Origin of the sequence: Limnohabitans sp. (assembly GCF_044361985.1) — a bacterium.
Classification (GTDB): Bacteria; Pseudomonadota; Gammaproteobacteria; order Burkholderiales; family Burkholderiaceae_C; genus Limnohabitans_A.
In genome coordinates this window covers 1-4,284 of the sequence record NZ_JBIKHV010000142.1, presented here as the reverse complement: position 1 = coordinate 4,284, position 4,284 = coordinate 1, and the positions used below count along the sequence as shown (strand labels likewise).

Sequence of the window (4,284 nt, the reverse complement as noted above, 5' to 3'; positions counted from 1 at the left end):
GCAACGGGCATGGCGGTGATTTCATTGCAGCGGCACGTTGGCCGCATGGCCAAAGACCCGGCAGAACTCAAAGTGGCCTTCAGCTGGCTTTCCATTGGCCCGGCGATTTCCAATTTTTTGGGACCTGTGCTGGCGGGGCTGCTGATTGACTATGCCGGACCGGAACCGGCCCATCTCAGCGGCTTTCGCTGGGCCTTTTTCGCGATGGCTGTGTTGCCATTGAGCACCTGGTTCTGGGTGCGCAAGGTGCCTGAATTGCACACCCGCAAACCCACTGAAGGCGGCGCGCCTCGCCGGGCGATGGACCTGTTGGCCGAGCCCATGATGCGGCGATTGCTGGGGGTTAACTGGTTGCTGTCTTCGTGCTGGGATGTGCACACCTTTGTGGTGCCTGTGCTGGGGCATGAGCGGGGCTTTAGCGCCTCGGTGGTCGGCACCATCCTCGGCGCATTTGCCATTGCTGCGGCCTTCATCCGGGTGTGTTTGCCCTGGGTTTCGCGCCATGTACAAGAGCACCAGATCATCACCGGCGCCATGGTGTGCACGGCGCTGTTGTTTGGCCTGTACCCCTTCATGCCGACAGCTTTCAGCATGGGTTTGTGTTCTGTTTTGTTGGGTCTGGTGCTGGGCGCTGTGCAGCCCATGATCATGAGCACCTTGCACCAGATCACCCCCCAGCACCGGCAAGGCGAAGCACTGGGTTTGCGACTGATGAGCATCAACGCCTCCAGTGTGCTCATGCCCATGGTCTTTGGGGCTGCCGGTGCCTTGGCCGGCGTGGCCCCGGTGTTCTGGGTGGTGGGGGCTGCGGTCGGCCTGGGCTCGCGTGCAGCGTGGCGCTTGCGGCCAGGTTAATTCACGTTCAACTGGTAAAAATCGCAGATGATTCGCCATGCGGCCTCAGGGGTGTCCACATAGCTGAAAAGTTTCAGGTCTTCTGGCGAAATCGTGCCTTCTTCGACCAGCACATCCATGTTGATCAGGCGTTTCCAGTAATCGGTGCCAAACAACAAGATCGGCACAGGACGGGACTTGCGTGTTTGCACCAGTGTCATCACTTCGAACAGTTCGTCCAGCGTGCCGAAGCCGCCTGGAAAAGCCACCAAAGCCTTCGCGCGCATCATGAAATGCATTTTGCGCAACGCAAAATAGTGAAACTTGAAACTCAGCTCGGGCGTGACGTAAGGGTTGGGGTTTTGCTCATGGGGCAACACGATGTTGAGCGCCACAGAAGGTGCGCCGGCCTCTTGCGCGCCACGGTTGGCGGCTTCCATGATGCCGGGGCCACCGCCTGTGCAAATGAAAAGCTTTTCATCGTCGGGCAGGCAGGAGCAAGACTGCGCCACCAAGCGGGCGAAGACTCTGGCATTTTCGTAATGCTGTGCATTGCGCACCCCCGTCTCGGCTTGGGCCATGTCTTGCAGTTGGCCGCTTTGTGTGGCCACATGAAGTTGGGCTTGTGCGCTGGCCATGTCCGGGAAGCGGGCACTGCCAAACACCACCACCGTGTGTTCGATCTTGGCCTCTGTCTGGGCCAGGTCGGGTTTGAGCATTTCCAGCTGGAAACGGATGCCACGGGTTTCGCGCCGCAATAAAAATTCGGGATCGGCAAAGGCCAGGCGGCTGGCTTGGGGTTCCAGCAAGCCTGCATCGTGGAATTCGGTCTGTGTTTCAGCCCAAGCGGGGGGCAGCGATGGCGCATGAAGGTCTTGAATCGATTGCATGCTGTCATTGTGCCTTGACACCATCAGGTTTGAACCCGCTCGGGCAAGTGAATCGCCCATGAAAAAAGCCCCTTGCGGGGCTTTTGCAGGGGCTGGGTCGGAAGATCAGACGCGCTTGCGGTATTCGCCTGTGCGGGTGTCGATTTCAATCTTGTCACCCTGGGCCACAAACAAGGGCACAGGCACTTCAAGACCGGTCGCGATTTTGGCGGGCTTGAGCACTTTGCCGGAGGTGTCGCCTTTGACGGCTGGCTCAGTCCAGGTGATCTCGCGCACCACGCTGGTGGGCAATTCGACCGAGATGGCTTTCTCGTTGTAGAACACCACCTCGAGTTCCATGCCGTCTTCGAGGTAGTTCAGGGCGTCGCCCATGTTGGTGGCTTCGACTTCGTACTGGTTGAACTCAGTGTCCATGCAGACGTACATCGGGTCAGCGAAGTAGGTGTAGGTGCACTCTTTTTTGTCCAGAATGACCTGGTCCATCTTGTCGTCAGCACGGAACACGACTTCGGTGCCGAAGTTGGCGATCAGGCTTTTGAGCTTCATGCGCACGGTGGACGAGCCACGACCGCCGCGTTGGTATTCGGTGCGCAGCACGACCATGGGGTCTTTGCCGTGCATGATGACGTTGCCGACGCGGATTTCTTGAGCGGTTTTCATAGGATTTGAGTCTGAAATGAACAGGAGTGGCCTGAAGCCTAAGCCCGCTATTCTAACCTGTGGTGCCGAGTTTTTTGCCTTGGAAGGCCGTGGTCCATCAATCCTGTCGGCTCAGTCCATGCGCCAAGCCACCCAGCACAATGCCCCCCAAAGCCCACAGGATGTCGGTGTTGCCGGTGCCCAAAGCCGCAATGGCAGGGCCAGGGCACACACCGCTCAGACCCCAGCCGATGCCGAAAATGGCCGAGCCGATCACGGTCTGGCGGTCCCACTTGGCAGGTTGTGTCAAAAATTGCCCCCCCAGCAAGGGGCGGGCAAACCAGCGTGGAAAGCCCTGGTAGGCCAGCATCGCCAAGCCAGCAGCCCCACCCATGACCAACATCAGGCCCCAATCCTGAAAGCGCAGGAAGCTGATGACGACTTCAGGCTGAACCATGGTGGCCAGTGACAGGCCAAAGCCAAACAGCGCCCCGGCCAACAAGGTGATGAGCGCTTTGGGCAGGGTGAGTGTGTGCGGGTTTGAAGGATGTTCGTTCATGCCAAGCTCCAGGCCATCAGGTTGGCGGTCAAAAAGGCGGTGGCCATGAAAGTCAGCACCGCGCCCAATGAGGGCAGTTGCAACGCGCCCAGTCCACAGATGCCGTGGCCCGAAGTGCAGCCGTTGCCCAGGCGGGCACCGTAACCGACCAGAAAGCCTCCCACCAGCAACTGCCACGCAGGCACGCTGGTGTCTTGTGCCTCGCCACCTGCCAGCGCAAAGCGCCAAACCAAGGCGCCCAGCACCACACCCAAAGCGTAGACCAGCCGCCAACTGCGGGTATGGATGAAGCGCGCTTGCTGAAAAAACGACCGTTTTGACAAGTACGACCAACTGCTCGAAAAGACGGAGCTCATGCCGCCCACCCAGCCGTTGAACAAATAAAGCAGCGCCACGCCAGCGCCAATCGTCATGCCGCCCAGCAGATAGTGCTGCCAGCCGAGGGGGAAGAGGGTGTTGAAAAAGGACATGGAAAAGATTATCCCTGCTCTGAAAGTCCGCTGCAGCAGGTCAATGCTTGGTAAAAGTCATGAGTTGTGTCAGCAAGTCGTCTTGTGTCAAGAAACGGGCTCGTGCAGCCTGAGCGCAATGGCGCCACTCTTGCAAGTCTTGAGTGGTCAGTTCGGGCAACTGTCCGCCTTCCACCCCGTTCCAAACCCGGTGAAAGCGCCGCAGGCTTTCCGGTGCTTGCAGCCGATCCAGCAGGGCTTCCAGCTTGGCTTGGTGGGCATTATCGTCCTGGGGGTAGACCTGCCAGATGAAGGGGTTTCCAGCCCACAGCGCCCGAACCAGCGAGTCTTCCCCGCGCACAAAGTTGAGGTCACAGGCCCAGAGCATGGTGTCGAAGCCGTCTTGTTCGGTGTAGGGCAGGGCGCACCAGTGGGGCTGAACATTCAGCTTGAGCAAGCCCATTTGCACGGCGCTCAGCGGGCGGCCCGGCGTGACCAGCAACTGGTGCGGCGTGCCCGCCAGTTGTGTCAGCAGTTGGGGCATGGCGGCGGGTTCGTAACAAAACAAGCTGATCAGCAAGGCTTCTGCCGTCAAGTCGGGGGCGTGTTGCTCTCGCCATGCGGCGCGTTGGCCGCTGTTCACAAAGGCCTGCAGTCGTGTCAGCAGATCGGACTCACGCAGCAGGCCACCGGTGCCCGGCGTGAAGCCTGGGTAGAAAAAGTGTTTGGTCCAGCCCTTGGCTGGCCCAGACATCACGGGTGAGGGCAGGCCGTGCAGGCGGGGCACCCAGTCTTCGGCGCTCAGGTATTCGAGGTTGATCCAGGCGGGAGGTTGTTTGTGCGTGGCCACGCCGTGTTTCACAAAGGCTTCGGGCAAGGTGCAGCCAAAGGCCTCGATCCAGACGTCAGCCGG

6 protein-coding genes are annotated in these 4,284 nt (G+C 59.7%); 1 reads left to right on the top strand and 5 read right to left on the bottom strand.

The window, feature by feature from the left end; translation table 11 throughout:
- The coding region (locus tag ACIQ3A_RS14015; RefSeq protein ID WP_396432339.1) for an MFS transporter at positions 1-855 on the top strand (855 nt) is incomplete at its 5' end.
- On the opposite strand, the gene ACIQ3A_RS14010 is transcribed toward ACIQ3A_RS14015, so the two are convergent.
- The 5 genes from ACIQ3A_RS14010 to earP form a co-directional block, all read right to left on the bottom strand.
- On the bottom strand, positions 852-1,724 hold the full coding sequence (locus ACIQ3A_RS14010) for a TIGR00730 family Rossman fold protein (RefSeq protein ID WP_396432338.1): 873 nt from the start codon (positions 1,722-1,724) through the stop codon (positions 852-854). The two genes, ACIQ3A_RS14015 and ACIQ3A_RS14010, sit on opposite strands and share 4 nt — an antisense overlap.
- Positions 1,725-1,829: 105 nt before the next feature.
- On the bottom strand, positions 1,830-2,384 hold the full coding sequence (gene efp / locus ACIQ3A_RS14005; protein WP_396432337.1) for an elongation factor P: 555 nt from the start codon (positions 2,382-2,384) through the stop codon (positions 1,830-1,832).
- A 97-nt stretch (positions 2,385-2,481) separates the two neighbouring features.
- Positions 2,482-2,922, bottom strand: coding sequence for a DUF6691 family protein (locus ACIQ3A_RS14000; protein ID WP_396432336.1), 441 nt, complete (start codon positions 2,920-2,922; stop codon positions 2,482-2,484).
- On the bottom strand, positions 2,919-3,392 hold the full coding sequence (locus tag ACIQ3A_RS13995) for a YeeE/YedE family protein (protein ID WP_396432335.1): 474 nt from the start codon (positions 3,390-3,392) through the stop codon (positions 2,919-2,921). Before ACIQ3A_RS13995 ends, ACIQ3A_RS14000 begins: the two co-directional genes overlap by 4 nt.
- A 40-nt stretch (positions 3,393-3,432) precedes the next feature.
- Positions 3,433-4,284 (bottom strand): elongation factor P maturation arginine rhamnosyltransferase EarP (gene earP / locus ACIQ3A_RS13990; protein ID WP_396432334.1); only part of this gene is annotated, 852 nt, incomplete at its 5' end.

Coding starts and splice junctions, on each gene's coding strand:
- ACIQ3A_RS14010 (WP_396432338.1), bottom strand. CDS start 1,724: ATGCAATCGATTCAAGACCTTCATGCGCCATCGCTGCCCCCCGCTTGG.
- efp (WP_396432337.1), bottom strand. CDS start 2,384: ATGAAAACCGCTCAAGAAATCCGCGTCGGCAACGTCATCATGCACGGC.
- ACIQ3A_RS14000 (WP_396432336.1), bottom strand. CDS start 2,922: ATGAACGAACATCCTTCAAACCCGCACACACTCACCCTGCCCAAAGCG.
- ACIQ3A_RS13995 (WP_396432335.1), bottom strand. CDS start 3,392: ATGTCCTTTTTCAACACCCTCTTCCCCCTCGGCTGGCAGCACTATCTG.